This window comes from Klebsiella sp. K47 (assembly GCF_051858335.1).
Classification (GTDB): Bacteria; Pseudomonadota; Gammaproteobacteria; order Enterobacterales; family Enterobacteriaceae; genus Klebsiella; species Klebsiella pneumoniae.
Map to the genome: position 1 here is coordinate 134,241 of NZ_JBPYUI010000008.1, position 15,867 is coordinate 150,107.

A 15,867-nucleotide genomic window follows, 5' to 3' on the forward strand; every position below is an offset into this window, starting at 1 on the left:
ATCACCCCGCCAGGTCCAGAATTCGTACAACAAGCTGGGAGAAGCTCATTCCTGCCTGACGCGCCGCCATTGGCACAAGGCTATGGCTGGTCATGCCCGGGGAAGTATTCGCTTCCAGCAGATAAAACTGGCCATCGCTGTCCAGCATCACGTCAATACGGCCCCAGCCTTTGCAACCCAGAACATTCCAGGCTTTAAGCACCAGGTTCTGAATAGCGGACTCACGCGCGGGATCTTCAAATCCTGGGCAGAAATATTGCGTCTCATCAGAGAGATACTTCGCCTCATAATCATAGAAGGTTCCCGCGGCCTGGATACGTATTGACGGTAAAATTTCTTCACCGACTATGGCGACGGTAAATTCCGGTCCACTGAGCCATTTTTCGACCAAAACTTCATCATCATGCTGAAAAGCCAACGCCAATGCACTCGCTAAATCACAACTTTCGCTGACTTTCGACATCCCGACGCTGGAGCCTTCACGGCTCGGCTTGATGATGACCGGCAGACCCAGCGCCGCAATTTGCTGTTCGACGTCAGTAGACAGCCCGGCGGCAAACTGGGCGCGGGTCAGCGCCACCCACGGCGCGACCGGTAATCCGGCGCCCTGCCACAGCCACTTGCTGCGCAGTTTATCCATTGAAATCGCCGAAGCCATCACGCCGCTGCCGGTATAAGGCAGCTGGATTAACTCCAGCAGCCCCTGCAGAGTGCCATCTTCCCCGCCGCGGCCGTGGAGGGCAATAAACGCTTTCTTAAAGCCCTGCTTTTTTAGCTGGGTAATATCAACATCGCGCGGGTCGACCGGATGGGCGTCCACCCCGCCTTCACGCAGCCCGGCCAGCACCGCCGCGCCTGAATTCAGCGACACTTCACGTTCAGCGGAGGTTCCACCGAAAAGCACCGCGATTTTATCAGCCATGGCGCTCCTCCTCCGTTTTTTGCGGGATCAGTTTGATTTCAGCCAGGTGGCGGGCGATTTTACCGATGTTACCGGCGCCCTGCACCAGTACTAAATCGTTGCCGGTCAGGACTGACGCCAGCATCTCCGCGGCCTGGGCCGAATCGGGCACCAGGATCGGATCCACTTTCCCGCGACCGCGAATGGTGCGGCACAGCGAGCGGCTGTCGGCGCCCGGGATCGGCGCTTCGCCCGCCGGATAGACGTCCAGCATCAGCAGGGCATCCACCTGGGTCAGCACGTTGGCAAAATCATCATACAGATCGCGGGTACGGGTATAACGGTGCGGCTGGAATACCATCACCAGGTTTTTATCCGGCCAGCCGGCGCGCGCTGCTTTAATGGTGGCGTCCACTTCCGTCGGGTGGTGACCGTAATCATCGATCAGCATCGCGCTGCCCGGTTTGCCGTTGACTTCGGCCAGCGGAAACTCGCCAAGAAAATCAAAGCGGCGTCCTGTTCCCTGGAAGCTCTCCAGTGCGCGCAGAATTGCCCGATCGTCAATCCCCTCTTCCGTCGCCACGGCGACGGCCGCCGCCGCGTTCAGCGCGTTATGGCGTCCCGGGGCATTGAGCGTCACCTGCAGGATCGCTTTATCCTGGCGTACCAGGCGGAAATGCCCCTGCGCCCCAACCTGACGATAGTCCTCGACGCGCACGTCGGCGTCGTCGCTAAAACCGTAGGTGGTGATCTGCCGGCCAACGCGCGGCAGCAATTCCCGGATCACCGGATCGTCCACGCACATCACCGCGCGTCCGTAGAACGGCAGGTTGTGCAGGAAGTTGATAAAGGTCTGCTTCAGATTCTCAAAGTCGCCATGGTAGGTATCCATGTGATCGGCTTCGATGTTGGTGACAATGGCCACCATCGGCTGCAGATGCAGAAACGACGCGTCGCTCTCATCCGCTTCCGCGATCAGGTAACGGCTATGGCCAAGACGGGCATGTACGCCCGCCGCTTTTACCAGTCCGCCGTTGACGAAGGTCGGGTCCAGCCCGGCCTCGGCGTAAATGCTGGATACCATCGCGGTGGTGGTGGTTTTGCCGTGGGTCCCGGCAATGGCGATCCCGTGGCGAAAGCGCATAAGTTCCGCCAGCATTTCGGCACGACGGATCACCGGGATACGCGCCTCATGCGCGGCAACGATTTCCGGGTTATCTGCCGAAATCGCGCTGGAAACGACAACCACGCTGGCATCACGCACGTTTTCCGGGCGATGGTTGAAATAAATGGTGGCGCCAAGCTGCGACAGCTGCTGGGTCACCGGATTCGGCGCCAGGTCGGAGCCGCTGATCTGGTAACCTTCGTTAGCCAACACTTCGGCAATACCGCCCATACCGGCACCGCCGATGCCGACAAAGTGAATGTGCCGAACGCGACGCATCTCGGGCACTATGGAACGCAGTTTTGCCAAATCTTGTGTATTCATTCTTTACGCCATCAACTTCTGTATTCGGGCGGTGAAAATCACCGCAATTAGCGCGCCAAAGCTACGGCGCTGACCTCTTCTGCTACCCGCTCGGTAGCGTCCGGAATCGAAGCGCCACGCGCTCGTTCCGCCATATCCAGCAAGGTTTCCCGATCCCAGCTCGCCAGGGTAGAGGCAACCGCCTCTACCGTGAACTCAGGCTGTTCAAGAATTTTCGCCGCGCCGGCTTTCTCCAGCGGCAGCGCATTCCAGTACTGCTGACGATCTTTGTGCTGGAACGGGACAAACAGCGCTGGTAAACCTGCGGCCGCGATTTCGCTAACCGTCAGCGCGCCGGAACGGCAAACCACAACATCTGCCCAGGCATACGCCGCGGCCATGTCATCAATAAATTCCGTCACTTTATGCTGCGGCTGTCCGGCGGCGGCATAGGCCTGCTGCACGGTTTGCTGGCCGCCTTTGCCGCTTTGATGCCAGATGGTCACCGTAGCGCCGAGCTTCGCCGCCACCTGCGGCATCGTCTGGTTCAGGACGCGCGCGCCCTGAGAGCCACCGACCACCAGCACGCGAATCGGCCCCTGACGGCCAACCAGACGCTGACCTGGCAGCGGCAGCGCCAGTACATCGGTGCGCACCGGGTTCCCAACGACGTCCGCATGCGGGAACGCGCCGGGAAACGCCTGCATCACTTTCTTCGCAATCTTCGCCAGCCACTTGTTAGTCAGGCCGGCAATGCCGTTTTGCTCGTGGAGGACCACCGGGATCCCCAGCGACCACGCCGCCAGACCGCCAGGCCCGGAAACATAGCCGCCCATACCCAGCACCACGTCCGGCTGGAAACGCTTCATGATCGCCCGCGCCTGACGCCAGGCGTTAAAGATACGCACCGGCGCCAGTAGCTGCGCTTTGATACCTTTGCCACGCAGGCCGGAGATGCGGATAAAATCAATTTCGATGCCGTTTTTCGGCACTAAATCCGCTTCCATACGATCGGCGGTACCCAGCCAGCGAACCTGCCAGCCCTGGTCCATTAAATGGTGCGCGACCGCCAGTCCCGGGAACACATGCCCGCCGGTACCGCCCGCCATCACCATCAACCGCTTTTCCTGACCGCTCATCGCACACCCCGTGTAAACGCCTGGGCTTTTTCCAGACGCGTTTCATAATCAATTCGCAACAACAACATAATGGCCGTCGACATAATCAACAGACTGGAACCACCATAACTGATCAGCGGCAGCGTCAGACCTTTCGTCGGCAGCATCCCCGCCGCCGCGCCGACGTTAACTAACGCCTGGAAGCTAAACCAGATACCAATCGCACAGGCGAGGAAGCCGGAAAAGCGATGATCGATCTCCAGCGCTTTACGGCCAATCGACATGGCGCGGAAAGCGACGAAGAATACCATTAAAAGCGCCAGTACCACACCGATATAACCGAGTTCTTCGCCGATAATGGCGAAGATAAAGTCAGTGTGCGCTTCCGGTAAATACTCCAGTTTTTGCACCGAGTTGCCGAGGCCCTGCCCCCACATCTCGCCGCGGCCGAAAGCCATCAGCGACTGGGTCAGCTGGTAGCCGCTGCCGAACGGGTCTTCCCACGGGTTCCAGAAGGAGGTCACGCGGCGAATACGGTATGGTTCGGCGAGGATCAGCAGGACCACCGCCGAAATACCCATGCCGATAATGGCGATGAACTGCCACAGCTTCGCGCCGGCGAGAAACAGCATCGCCAGCGTGGTGACGAACAGGACCACCACGGTACCGAGGTCAGGCTGCGCCAGCAGCAGGATGGCCAGTACGAAAATCACGCCCATCGGTTTTAAGAAGCCGCGCAGGTTGTTACGCACTTCGTCGGCTTTACGCACCAGATAGTTGGCGATGTAGCAGAACAGCGACAGCTTGGTGAACTCCGCCGGCTGAATACGCAGCGGACCAAGGGCTATCCAGCGCGATGCGCCGTTTACCGAGCTGCCTACTACCAGTACGATCAGCAGCATGACGATCGAGGCGATCAGCATCGCGGTACTGTGGCGCTGCCAGAAATCCATCGGCAGACGTAGCGTAATCATCGCCAGCGCGAAGGCCAGCACAATGTACAGGCCGTCACGCTTGGCGAAGAGGAAAGGATCGTTCGCCAGGCGCTGTCCGACCGGCATCGACGCCGAGGTCACCATAATAAAGCCGATCGCCGCCAGGCCGAAGGTCAGCCATAGCAGCATCCGGTCATACATCACCAGACTGTCGTTATCTTTCGGGCGCGAGCCCATCACCCAGCCTTTCAGCGCAGCGAATAGCCAGGCGAAAATAAACATCCCCGGCAGTCGCGGCAGTCTCAGCCGAGGCAGGCTCAGCTGCGGCATTCTCAGGCGTGGGAGAGAGAAACGCATCAACCTAACTCCTTCGCCAGACGGGCAAACATCTCGCCCCGTTGTTCAAAGTTCTTAAACTGATCCAGGCTAGCGCAGGCCGGCGACAGGAGCACCATGTCCCCCGCTTTCACCAGGGGAGCAATCTGACGCATCGCCTGTTCCATAGTCTCAGTTTGTACCGCCACCTCAGGACGCAGCTCAGCGAGCTCGGCGCCATCGCGACCAAAGCAGTACAGGCGAATACGATCGCCGCCAAGGTAGCGCTTCAGCGGGGTAAAATCAGCGGACTTGCCGTCGCCGCCCAGCAGCAGATAGAGCGTGCCGTCCAGCTGCAGGCCGTTCAGCGCCGCCTCGGTGCTGCCGACGTTGGTCGCCTTCGAGTCGTTAATCCAGCGTACGCCGTTGTGATCCAGCACCAGCTGGAAACGGTGCGCCAGACCGGTAAAGGTGGTCAGCGCCTTCAGGCTGCTGGCCCGCGGCAGACCCGCGGCATCGGCCAGCGCCAGCGCCGCCAGGGCGTTGCTGTAGTTATGCTGACCGGTGAGAGGCATCTCTTTCACATTGAGGACTTTCTCACCTTTAACGCGCAGCCAGGTTTCGCCCTGCTGGCGGTTAAGGTGGTAGTCACCGACATCGACGCCAAAGCTAATGCAGCGTTCGTCCGCCCCGCGTACCGGCATGGTGAGCGCATCGTCCGCATTCACCACGCAGGTCTTCGCATTCTCGTAAATCCGCAGCTTCGCCGCGCGATACTGCTGCAGCCCCAGCGGGTAGCGGTCCATATGGTCCTCAGTCACGTTGAGGATGGTTGCCGCCACCGCCTGCAGGCTGGAGGTGGTTTCCAGCTGGAAGCTGGAGAGCTCCAGCACATACAGCTCTCGATCGGTGTCCAGCAGCATCAGCGCCGGCAGGCCGATATTGCCGCCCACGCCGACGTTAACTCCAGCGGCTTTCGCCATCTCGCCCACCAGGGTAGTAACAGTGCTTTTGCCGTTAGAACCGGTAATGGCGATAATCGGCGCCTGCGCTTCGCGGCAGAACAGTTCGATATCGCCAACGATCTCTACGCCAGCGTCGGCCGCTGCGCTGAGCGAAGGATGGGCCAGCGCAATCCCCGGACTGGCGACAATCAGGTCCGCCGCCAGCAGCCAGGTATCATTGAGTCCGCCGACATGGCATTCGACCGATTCGGGTAATTTATCCAGCCCCGGAGGCGCGACGCGGGTGTCCATCACGCGCGGGGTTACGCCGCGCGCCATGAAAAAGTCCACGCATGACAGGCCGGTCATGCCCAGCCCAATTATGACGACTTTTTTACCCTGATAATCTGCCATGATTAACGTACCTTCAGCGTCGCCAGGCCAATCAGCACCAGCATCAGCGAAATAATCCAGAAGCGCACGATAACGCGCGGCTCCGGCCAGCCTTTCAGTTCATAGTGGTGGTGGATCGGCGCCATGCGGAAGATGCGCTGACCGCGCAGCTTAAAGGAGCCGACCTGCAGAATAACCGACAGCGTTTCCACCACGAAAACCCCGCCCATGATCACCAGCAGGAACTCCTGACGCAGCAGCACGGCGATAATGCCCAACGCGCCGCCGAGCGCCAGTGAACCGACGTCGCCCATAAAGACTTGCGCCGGGTAGGTGTTGAACCACAGGAAGCCCAGCCCCGCCCCGACAATCGCCGTACAGACGATCACCAGCTCGCCAGCGTGGCGCAGATACGGGATATGCAGGTAGTTGGCGAAATTCATGTTGCCGGTGGCCCATGCCACCAGCGCAAAGCCTGCCGCGACGAAAACGGTCGGCATAATCGCCAGGCCGTCGAGGCCGTCGGTCAGGTTGACGGCGTTGCCGGTACCGACGATAACGAAGTAGGCCAGCAAGATATAGAACAGCCCCAGCTGCGGCATTACGTCTTTAAAGAACGGCACCACCAGCTCGGTTGCCGGGGTATCTTTCCCCGCCAGATACAGCGCGAAGGCCACGCCCAGGGCGATCACCGACATCCAGAAATACTTCCAGCGGGCGATCAGGCCTTTGGTATCTTTGCGCACGACTTTACGGTAATCATCAACGAAACCGATGATGCCGTAGCCGATTAATACCGTCAGTACGCACCAGACGTACGGGTTAGATGGATAGGCCCACAGCAGAACGGAAACGGTGATCGCGGTGAGGATCATGATCCCGCCCATGGTCGGAGTACCGCGTTTACTGAAATGAGACTCCGGGCCGTCGTTACGTACGACCTGGCCAAAGGCGAGTTTTTGCAGACGGGCGATCATGCGCGGGCCCATCCACAACGAGATGAACAACGCGGTCAGCAGGCTGACGATGGCGCGAAACGTCAGATATGAAAAGACGTTAAAGCCGGAATAATATTTGACCAAGTGTTCGGCCAGCCATACTAACATGTCCAAGTCTCCTGTAATGCGCGTACTACCTCTTCCATGGCGGCACTACGTGAACCCTTCACTAAAATGGTCATTATTTTGTGCTCCGCCAGCAGCTCGCGCAGGCGAGCCACCACGGCGGCTTTATCGTTAAAATGTTCGCCCACGCCGCTGGCGCGGCTGATATCCGCGCTCAAGGCGCCGACGCTGAGGACGCAATCCAGACCCGCCGCTTTCGCCGCTTCGCCGACTTCGCGATGGCAGGCCGCGCTCTCCGCGCCAAGCTCTGCCATATCGCCGACCACCATCGTGCGAAAGCCGGGCATCTCTGACAGCACCTGCACCGCCGCGGTCATCGAACCAACGTTAGCGTTATAGGAATCATCCAGCAGCAGCTGGCTCTCGGTCAGCCGGATCGGGAACAGACGTCCCGGAACGGCCTGCAGCTGCGCCAGTCCGGCTTTCACCGCCGCCAAATCGGCGCCTACCGCCATCGCCAGCGAAGTGGCGGCCAGCGCATTAGCGATGTTGTGGCGTCCCGGCAGCGGCAGAAGTACGTCAACGTTGCCGGTTGGGGTCTGCAGCGTAAATTCGGTGCCGTGGCTGGTGATCTGCACGTTGGTCGCCGTGAAATCGCTGTTCGCCGCGTTCGGCGAGAAGCGCCACACTTTGCGATCGCCAATCACCGCCTGCCAGTTCAGCCAGTCGTTATTGTCGGCATTGAGGATGGCGATGCCATTTTCCGGCAGACCGGTATAGATTTCGCCCTTCGCCTTCGCCACGCCCGCCAGCGAACCGAAACCTTCCAGGTGCGCCGCAGCAAGGTTGTTGACCAGCGCCGCTTCCGGACGCGTCAGGCTGACGGTCCAGGCGATTTCGCCCTGGTGGTTGGCGCCGAGTTCGATCACCGCGTACTGATGCTCTTTGGTCAGCCGCAGCAGCGTCATCGGGACGCCGATATCGTTGTTCAGGTTGCCGGCGGTATACAGCGTGTTGCCGCACTGGCTGAGGATCGCCGCGGTCATCTCTTTAACCGAGGTTTTACCGGACGAGCCGGTCAAGGCGACGACGCGAGTCGGCACCTGCTGACGCACCCAGGCGGCTAACTCACCGAAAGCCTGCCGGGTATCGTTCACAATCACCTGCGGGAGATCGCAGGCCAGCGGACGACTCACCAGCAGCGCGCCGGCGCCCGCCGCTTTCGCCTGTTCGGCAAAATCATGGGCGTCGAAACGCTCCCCTTTCAGCGCCACAAACAGGCAGCCCGCCGTCACTTTACGGGTATCGGTGGTCACCTCGTCGATAGCGACATCGCTACCCTGCCGTTCGCCATGGGCGATCGCGGCAAGTTGACTTAACGTAAAGCGAATCATGCTACCGCTCCCAGCAGACGCGCGACGGTCACGCGGTCGGAATAATCCAGACGGCGGTTGCCGACGATCTGGTAATCTTCATGGCCTTTACCCGCCACCAGCACCACGTCGTTCTCTTTCGCCTGCATCACGGCGTTGGTCACCGCTTCCGCGCGGCCTTCCATCACCTTCGCCTGACCTGCATCGAGCATGCCGGCCAGAATATCGTTGATAATCGCCCGCGGCTCTTCGGTGCGCGGGTTATCGTCAGTAACGACCACGATGTCGGCAAACTCTTCCGCGATAGCGCCCATCAACGGACGTTTACCTTTGTCGCGGTCGCCGCCGCAGCCGAAGACGCACCACAGCTTGCCGCTGCAGTGCAGGCGTGCCGCCTGCAGCGCTTTTTCCAGCGCGTCAGGCGTATGGGCATAATCTACCACCACGGCAGGTTTACCCGGCGCGCTGAACACTTCCATACGGCCGCACACCGGCTGTAAACGCGCTGCGGTCTTCAGCAGATCGGCCAGCGGATAGCCCAGCGCCAGCAGCGTGGCCAGCGCCAGCAGCAGGTTGCTGACGTTAAATGCGCCCATCAGGCGGCTTTCGATTTCGCCCTTGCCCCAGCTGGAGTCAAACTGGATGGTCGCCCCGCTGTCGTGATAGTTCACCGCGGTGGCCTTTAGCCAGCGGCCGTGGCAATTCGGGTTGATATGATCTTCCATCGATACCGCCACCGCGTCCGGCAGTTTTGCCAGCCAGCGACGACCGACTTCATCGTCAGCATTGACGATGGCCTGACCGCAATGATGGGTGGAGTACAGCAGCCATTTCGCCGCTTCGTAGTGCTCCATGTCGCCATGGTAGTCGAGATGATCGCGGCTGAGATTGGTAAACACCGAGGCGGCAAACTGCAGGGCCGCTACGCGGTGCTGTACCAGACCATGGGAGGAGACTTCCATCGCGCCGAAGGTAGCCCCCTGCCCGACCAGACTGGAGAGCACATGTTGAACGTCCACCGCGGAACCGGTGGTGTTTTCAGTTGGAACGACTTTATCCAGCAGACCGTTACCGACGGTCCCCATCACCGCGCTGGTTTCGCCGAGCAGCTTTGCCCACTGCGCCAGCAGCTGAGTGGTGGTGGTTTTCCCGTTGGTGCCGGTGACGCCCACCAGACGCAGCTGCTGCGACGGCTGATGATAAAAACGCCCGGCCAGCGCCGATAAGCGTTCGTTAAGCTGGCTCAGGTAGATAACCGGCACGCCGTGCATTTCACGGATCTCACCGTCTTTAGCTTCGCCCTGCGCTTCAGCAATAATGGCAGCCACACCTTGCGCTATCGCCTGCGGGATATAACGACGCCCGTCCGCCTGATGACCCTGTACCGCGATAAAGAGATCGCCGGAAGCAGCCACCCGGCTGTCCAGCGTCATCTCTCGCAGAATGCGCTCCGGTGCGTTTGGCACCCATGGAGCGAGTAGGTCGCGCAAATTACGATCTGCCACCTGTTCCCTCGCCTTGATTAATTACAAATTCACTTTTTTCGCCCGTTGCCAGCGCATCCGGCTCGATGTTCATGGTGCGCAATACGCCGCCCATGATGGCACCGAAGACCGGCGCGGAAACGGCGCCACCGTAGTATTTACCTGCCTGCGGGTCGTTGATCACCACCACCAGCGCGAAGCGCGGATGGCTGGCGGGCGCAACGCCTGCGGTGTAAGCAATATATTTGTTGATATAGCGGCCATCCGGCCCCACTTTTTTCGCCGTACCGGTTTTAATCGCGATGCGATAGCCTTTGATCGCCGCTTTCACACCGCCGCCGCCGGGCAGCGCCACGCTTTCCATCATATGAACGACGGTACGAACGAGTGATTCCGGGAAGACGCGCTCGCCCGGAACCGGAGGATCAACCTTGGTAATCGACAACGGGCGATAGATGCCATAGCTGCCAATCGTTGCGTAGACTCGCGCTAACTGTAACGGGGTTACCATTAGCCCATAGCCGAAAGAAAAGGTGGCCCTCTCTATGTCAGACCACCGTTGTTTTTGAGGATATAAGCCACTGCGTTCTCCGACCAACCCCAAATTGGTCGCCTTTCCAAGCCCAAAACGTGAGTAAGTATCTACTAACGCTGAGGACGGCATCGCTAACGCCAGCTTAGAAACACCGACGTTACTCGACTTCTGTAGCACCCCGGTCAGGGTCAATTCGCTGTAGCGCGCCACGTCTTTGATTTCGTGGCCGTTAATTCGATAAGGCACGGTATTGAGCACGGTATTTTCGTTGACGATACCGCGCTGCAGCGCCGTCATGACCACCATCGGTTTCACCGTCGAACCCGGCTCAAACACGTCGGTAATCGCACGGTTACGCATGGTGTCTTTTGCCGTACCGGCGAAGTTGTTCGGGTTATAGGATGGGCTGTTGGCCATCGCCAGCACTTCACCGGTGTTAACATCCACTAACACGGCGCTGCCCGACTCGGCTTTGTTAAAGGCCACGGCGTTGTTTAGCTCGCGATAGACCAGCGCCTGCAGGCGTTCGTCGATACTCAGCGCCAGGTTGTGCGCTGCCTGGCTATCGGTAGAAGAGATGTCTTCAATTACCCGGCCATAGCGGTCTTTACGTACGATACGCTCGCCCGGCTGGCCGGTAAGCCATTTATCAAAGCTTTTCTCAACCCCTTCAATCCCCTGGCTATCGACGTTGGTAAAGCCGATGAGGTGAGCGGTTACTTCCCCGGAAGGGTAGTACCGACGGGATTCTTCGCGCAGATGAATGCCCGGCAGCTTCAGCTTCTTGATGTAATCGGCCATGTCAGGGTTAACCTGACGCGCCAGATAGATAAACCGCATCCGCGGATTGGTATTGATGCGCGTCGCCAGCTGATCCAGCGGCATATTGAGGGCATCCGCCAGCGCCTTCCAGCGTGTATCCAGGGTAACCCCGCCGGCGTCATGGAGCTCTTTCGGGTCGGCCCAGATAGCCTTCACCGGCACGCTGACCGCCAGCGGACGTCCGGAGCGATCGGTTATCATCCCGCGCGCGGTGGACACTTCCTGTACGCGCAGAGAACGCATATCGCCCTGGCGCACCAGCATATCGGGGCTGATCACCTGTAGCCAGGCGACGCGACCCAGCAGAAAAGCCAGCGCCAGCAGAATACAGCCGCACAGCAACGCAAAACGCCAACTGATAAAGTTGGCCTGTTCTTCCTGACGTTTTGCTTTAGGCGTTTTTGGCGCTGCTTTCATCCGTCGCAATAATCCTTATTTCTGTACAACGATATTTTCTTGTGATGGATCGACGTGTTGCATCTGTAACTTCTCGGTCGCGATCCGCTCAACCCGACTGTGATCGCCGAGCGCGTTCTCTTCGAGGATCAGGTTGCGCCACTCAATATCCAGGGCGTCGCGCTCCAGAACCAGCTGTTCACGCTGCGCGGTCAACAGGCGCGTGTGATGCGCAGTGGTGACCACGGTAATCGCCGTAATAATGATGCAAATGAACAGGCAGAGTGGCAGTTTCCCAAACCGCAGAAGGTCGTCCCCGATCACGCCAGGCAAAGCATGGCGCTCGTTGCTTCCAATCGACCCTTTAACCTTGCTTAAGGCCTCTGTCACTCTGCCGATCATGCGTTCGTCCTCTCTGCGATACGCAGCACTGAACTACGGGCGCGTGGATTCTCTGCCACCTCTTCTTCGCCCGGCATCAACTTGCCTAGTGCTCGCAACTCACGGCCGCCCAGTTTTTTGAGCTGCGCTTCGGTCATCGGTATTCCCGCCGGAACCTGCGGACCGCGGCTTTGCTCACGCATAAAGCGCTTCACAATGCGATCTTCCAGCGAATGAAAACTAATGATCGACAGCCGCCCGCCCGGGGCCAGCACGCTGAGCGAGCTTTTTAGCGCCTGCTCTATCTCCTCCAGTTCACTGTTTACCCATATGCGCACCGCCTGGAAGGTACGGGTCGCGGGATGTTTGTGCTTATCTTTTACCGGCATCGCCGCGGCGATGACTTCCGCCAGCTCTTTGGTGCGGGTCATCGGCTGAATGCGATTACGTTCGACGATCGCGCGGGCGATACGTTTGCCGAAACGCTCTTCGCCAAAGGTTTTAATCACCCAGGCGATATCGTCTTCTTCAGCCGTCTGCAGCCATTCGGCCGCGGACTGACCGCGCGTCGGATCCATGCGCATATCCAGCGGCCCGTCACGCATAAAGGAAAAGCCGCGTTCCGCATCGTCAAGCTGCGGGGAAGAGACGCCGAGATCGAGCAGAATGCCGTCGATCTTACCGGTAAGATTGCGCTCGCCGACGTACTCAGCGAGTTGTGAAAAGGGACCATGTACGATGGAAAAGCGGGGATCATCGATGGTTTGCGCGACGGCAATCGCCTGCGGGTCGCGATCGATAGCCAGCAAGCGTCCTTCCGCACCCAGCCGGGAGAGGATCAAGCGCGAGTGACCACCGCGGCCAAAAGTACCATCAATATAGATACCGTCTGGACGAATATTGAGGCCGTTGACGGCTTCATCCAGAAGTACCGTAGTATGTTTATAATTTTCCATCATTTTTATAAGGACAAATCCTGCAGGCGCTCCGACAGTTCACCGGTCGCGGACTGCTCAGCGTCGATATCTTCCTTGACCCGTTGATACCAGGTCGTTTCATCCCACAGTTCAAATTTATTAAACTGCCCGACCAGCATCACTTCTTTTGTCAGCCCGGCATGCTGCCGTAACACCGGCGCAATCAGCAAGCGGCCGGCATTATCCATCTGACATTCGCTGGCATGACCCAAAAGCAAACGCTGTACGCGCCGCTCAACGGGATTCATGCTCGATAAACGCGACAATTTCTGCTCGATGACTTCCCATTCAGGCAATGGATAAAGCAGCAGGCACGGGTGATGAATGTCAATGGTGCATACCAATTGACCGGCAGCGTCCTCGATCAGCCCTTCGCGATAGCGCGTTGGCACGGCCAGGCGGCCTTTGCTGTCGAGATTGACTAACGTTGCTCCACGGAACATGCCAGCCTCACCCCTTTTCGCCACTTTACCCCACAAATTCCCACCAGAAGGAGTTTACGGAGCGGAGGAAAAGCTTGTCAAGCCAGCACGGATGCCAACGGAGCTCAAAAACCCATTATTTACAGCCGACATTAGCCCTGATGAAAAAATCATCAACAGGCGAGGCAAATTAACGTTATGAATACGTGTAAGAAAATAACCAACAAACTCGTAACAGTTATAAACAACAGAATATCTTCGGCGGGAAAATATAAAGTGTCAGTTTGCGACGCGAGCGGCATTTTAGGCCATTATGCCGGCCGTTAACAGTACCTGTTGCTGGCAGAGGGACTGGCCAGGCGCGGGATATGACGGGGAAGAAAGCGTGGCGCGTACAAAATGAGTGTTAATTCAGCAATTAACCTGATGAATGTAACAAAATAATACAATTAAAGTCCGCGCAGTCATTTTTTGTACCCCATTTGGAGTCACAAAACGATGGTCAGTGAATAAAATAAAATAACGCGTAAAGAAGTTTAGGGATTTGTCTGAAATATATTCAGTTTTGCATTTTGCACGTCAATTGCCTGATTTATCGCCAGCGGCCTGCTTACGGTCAGGCCTGCCAGGTTTATACCTGGGCGCTGGCGATATGGCGCCCTTAGCGGCGATTCAGGCTACCGCGACGATAGAGATTACGGCGAATGCGGCTAAGACCCGGCTTCGGCTTGCGAGGTTCGTCGAGGCTGGCGAGGACGATCTCCAGCACCCGTTCAGCGACATCGCGATGACGCTGGGCCACGGCCAGTACCGGACACTGCAGAAAATCGAGCAGCTCATTATCACCGAAGGTGGCGATCGCCAGCTCGGAGGGCAGTTTACCCTCGCGACGCAAGGTCACATCCATTACGCCCTGCAGCAGCGGGAAAGAGGTGGTAAACAGCGCCTGTGGCATCGGATGGGTTTCAAGCCATTTCTCAAACAGCTGGGCCGCCGCTTCGCGCTCATAGCTGTTGGCATAGAGATAATGCACCTCACGCGGATCGTCCTGCCAGGCTTTACGGAAGCCCTGTTCACGCAGGAAGCTCACCGACAGCTCCGGCAGCGCGCCGAGATAGAGCACCGTTTCGCCAGGAAACGTCCGCAGCTCAGCTGCGAGCATCTCGGCGTCATCCTGGTCAGCGCCAACCACGCTGGTGAAGTGCTCGCGATCGAGGGCGCGGTCGAGGGCGACAATCGGAAACGGGTCGTTAGCCCAGCGCTGATAAAATGGATGCTCCGGCGGCAGCGAAGTAGAGACAATGATAGCGTCCACCTGGCGCTGCAGCAGATGCTCAATGCAGCGCATCTCGTTATCGGGCTGATCCTCCGAGCAGGCAATCAGCAGCTGATAGCCGCGCTGACGCGCCTGACGTTCGAGATAATTTGCAATCCGGGTATAGCTGGTGTTTTCCAGATCCGGGATCACCAGACCGATAGAGCGTGTGCGTCCTGCACGCAGGCCAGCAGCGACCGCATTTGGGTGATAGTTGTGCTCTCGCACCACAGCCATCACTTTTTCGACCGTTTTATCGCTTACGCGGTACTGCTTCGCTTTGCCATTAATCACATAGCTCGCGGTGGTTCTTGAAACACCGGCCAGCCGGGCGATTTCATCCAGTTTCACAATTGCCCCTTGGGTAAGAAGTGCCAAACATAACCATTATTCAGGTATGGAATCCTTTTTATAACATCTAAGCGCAGAATAGTTAGCGCAGCAACCGCTTTCGCTTACAGTTCCTACTGATTTCGCAAAAAAAAAGCCCGACAGTCTCTGCCGGGCTATTTTTACAGCAGTTCCCGATCCTTAGCGCATGATTTTATCACCGCGAGACAGGCCGACCACGCCGGAGCGAGCCACTTCCACAATCCGAGCGACATCGCGCAGCGAGGCCAGAAATGCATCCAGCTTATCGCTGGTGCCGGCGAGCTGGACGGTATAGATAGAAGGCGTCACGTCGATAATCTGTCCGCGGAAGATTTCGGTGTTGCGCTTCACTTCTTCACGGCCATAGCCGCTGGCCTGAACCTTCACCAGCATAATTTCGCGTTCAACATGAGCCCCCTGCCCCAGCTCGCTGACCCGCAGGACATCCACCAGCTTGTGCAGTTGCTTTTCAATCTGCTCAATCGCTTTTTCATCGCCCACGGTCTGAATGGTCATTCTGGAGAGAGTGGGATCGTCCGTCGGCGCGACAGTCAGGCTTTCTATATTATAGCCACGCTGGGAAAAGAGGCCGATAACGCGGGACAATGCGCCCGATTCGTTTTCCAGTAATACCGATAATATCCGGCGCATA

14 protein-coding genes are annotated in these 15,867 nt (G+C 58.3%); all 14 read right to left on the reverse strand.

Annotated features, from left to right (window positions below):
* Position 1: 1 nt before the first annotated feature.
* Positions 2-922: a D-alanine--D-alanine ligase gene (locus RRF55_RS10180; protein WP_002888623.1), complete on the reverse strand. Its 921-nt coding sequence runs from the start codon at positions 920-922 to the stop codon at positions 2-4.
* Positions 915-2,390, reverse strand: coding sequence for a UDP-N-acetylmuramate--L-alanine ligase (murC, locus tag RRF55_RS10185; RefSeq protein ID WP_004145947.1), 1,476 nt, complete (start codon positions 2,388-2,390; stop codon positions 915-917). The genes RRF55_RS10180 and murC overlap by 8 nt, the downstream gene beginning before the upstream one ends.
* A gap of 47 nt (positions 2,391-2,437) precedes the next feature.
* On the reverse strand, positions 2,438-3,508 hold the full coding sequence (murG, locus tag RRF55_RS10190; RefSeq protein WP_002888566.1) for an undecaprenyldiphospho-muramoylpentapeptide beta-N-acetylglucosaminyltransferase: 1,071 nt from the start codon (positions 3,506-3,508) through the stop codon (positions 2,438-2,440).
* On the reverse strand, positions 3,505-4,779 hold the full coding sequence (ftsW, locus tag RRF55_RS10195; protein WP_002888565.1) for a cell division protein FtsW: 1,275 nt from the start codon (positions 4,777-4,779) through the stop codon (positions 3,505-3,507). The genes murG and ftsW overlap by 4 nt, the downstream gene beginning before the upstream one ends.
* Positions 4,779-6,095: a UDP-N-acetylmuramoyl-L-alanine--D-glutamate ligase gene (murD, locus tag RRF55_RS10200; protein ID WP_004151364.1), complete on the reverse strand. Its 1,317-nt coding sequence runs from the start codon at positions 6,093-6,095 to the stop codon at positions 4,779-4,781. The genes ftsW and murD overlap by 1 nt, the downstream gene beginning before the upstream one ends.
* Before the next feature lie 2 nt (positions 6,096-6,097).
* Complete coding sequence (gene mraY, locus RRF55_RS10205) at positions 6,098-7,180, reverse strand: phospho-N-acetylmuramoyl-pentapeptide-transferase (protein ID WP_002888562.1); 1,083 nt, start codon at positions 7,178-7,180, stop codon at positions 6,098-6,100.
* Complete coding sequence (murF, locus tag RRF55_RS10210; RefSeq protein WP_064153127.1) at positions 7,174-8,532, reverse strand: UDP-N-acetylmuramoyl-tripeptide--D-alanyl-D-alanine ligase; 1,359 nt, start codon at positions 8,530-8,532, stop codon at positions 7,174-7,176. The genes mraY and murF overlap by 7 nt, the downstream gene beginning before the upstream one ends.
* Positions 8,529-10,016, reverse strand: a complete 1,488-nt coding sequence (gene murE, locus RRF55_RS10215) for a UDP-N-acetylmuramoyl-L-alanyl-D-glutamate--2,6-diaminopimelate ligase (protein WP_004182923.1) — start codon at positions 10,014-10,016, stop codon at positions 8,529-8,531. Before murE ends, murF begins: the two co-directional genes overlap by 4 nt.
* The gene (locus tag RRF55_RS10220) at positions 10,003-11,769 is read right to left on the reverse strand and encodes a peptidoglycan glycosyltransferase FtsI (protein WP_002888559.1); all 1,767 of its coding nucleotides are present in this window, start codon (positions 11,767-11,769) and stop codon (positions 10,003-10,005) included. Before RRF55_RS10220 ends, murE begins: the two co-directional genes overlap by 14 nt.
* 15 nt (positions 11,770-11,784) lie before the next feature.
* Positions 11,785-12,150 carry a cell division protein FtsL gene (gene ftsL / locus RRF55_RS10225; protein ID WP_002888550.1) on the reverse strand — a complete coding sequence of 122 codons (366 nt, stop codon included), beginning with the start codon at positions 12,148-12,150 and terminating at the stop codon, positions 11,785-11,787.
* A complete protein-coding gene (gene rsmH / locus RRF55_RS10230; RefSeq protein ID WP_002888547.1) occupies positions 12,147-13,088 on the reverse strand; it encodes a 16S rRNA (cytosine(1402)-N(4))-methyltransferase RsmH in 942 nt (313 codons plus the stop codon). Before rsmH ends, ftsL begins: the two co-directional genes overlap by 4 nt.
* A gap of 2 nt (positions 13,089-13,090) precedes the next feature.
* On the reverse strand, positions 13,091-13,549 hold the full coding sequence (gene mraZ, locus RRF55_RS10235) for a division/cell wall cluster transcriptional repressor MraZ (RefSeq protein WP_002888541.1): 459 nt from the start codon (positions 13,547-13,549) through the stop codon (positions 13,091-13,093).
* Between the two features lie 640 nt (positions 13,550-14,189).
* Positions 14,190-15,194: a catabolite repressor/activator gene (cra, locus tag RRF55_RS10240; protein ID WP_004145952.1), complete on the reverse strand. Its 1,005-nt coding sequence runs from the start codon at positions 15,192-15,194 to the stop codon at positions 14,190-14,192.
* A gap of 180 nt (positions 15,195-15,374) precedes the next feature.
* A complete protein-coding gene (gene ilvN / locus RRF55_RS10245) occupies positions 15,375-15,866 on the reverse strand; it encodes an acetolactate synthase small subunit (RefSeq protein ID WP_002888536.1) in 492 nt (163 codons plus the stop codon).
* Position 15,867 lies beyond the last annotated feature (1 nt).